This is a genomic window from Bacillus sp. LR--39, assembly GCF_053613335.1.
In genome coordinates, this window is sequence record NZ_JBSIOT010000683.1 from 1 (window position 1) to 799 (window position 799).

Here is a 799-nt window from a genome sequence, read left to right on the forward strand (position 1 = left end):
GCAGGCTTTTATATTCGGCATCCGTCCAGAACGCTTTTGAAGAGACAAGTTCTGCAGCGTCTCTTCTTGCCGTTTCCAGCGCGCGGTAGTCGTGAACCATGTCGGCGACTTTAAACTCCGGCATCCCGCTCTGTTTCTTGCCGAAAAAGTCCCCGGGCCCTCTGAGTTCAAGATCTTTTTCAGAAAGCTCAAAGCCGTCCGTCGTCTCAGACATGATGCTCATGCGCTCTTTTCCCGTCTCAGATTTCGGGTCTGCCATCAGGATGCAATACGACTGGTGATCGCCCCGTCCGACCCGGCCGCGAAGCTGATGCAGCTGGGAAAGACCGAACCGGTCGGCATCATAGATCAGCATGACCGTCGCATTCGGAACGTTTACCCCGACTTCAACGACGGTTGTGGAAACGAGAATCTGGCATTCGTTTTTGCTGAACTGCCTCATTACCTGTTCTTTCTCGTCATTTGACAGCTTTCCGTGCATGAGACCGATCTGCCATCTTCCCCTGAAGGCATGAGTCAGCATGCTGTGCACATCAATTGCATTTTGAACGTCGAGCTTGTCCGACTCTTCAATCAAGGGACAGATCACATACGCCTGTCTGCCTTTTTTCAGTTCTTTATCGATAAACGCGAGAATCCGTTCGAGCATGTCGTGCTTTACCCAATACGTCTCGATCCGCTTTCGCCCAGCCGGCATTTCATCGATGACGGACACATCCATTTCCCCGAAAACCGTGATCGCCAGTGTTCTCGGAATCGGCGTCGCCGTCATAAACAAGACATCGGGATCTTTCCCTTT

The 799-nt window shown here is 51.9% G+C and carries 1 protein-coding gene; it reads right to left on the reverse strand.

The window, feature by feature from the left end:
* Nucleotides 1–799, reverse strand: a 799-nt coding sequence (locus ACWHAR_RS25825; RefSeq protein ID WP_452088268.1) for a helicase-related protein, incomplete at both ends; no start/stop codon positions are given.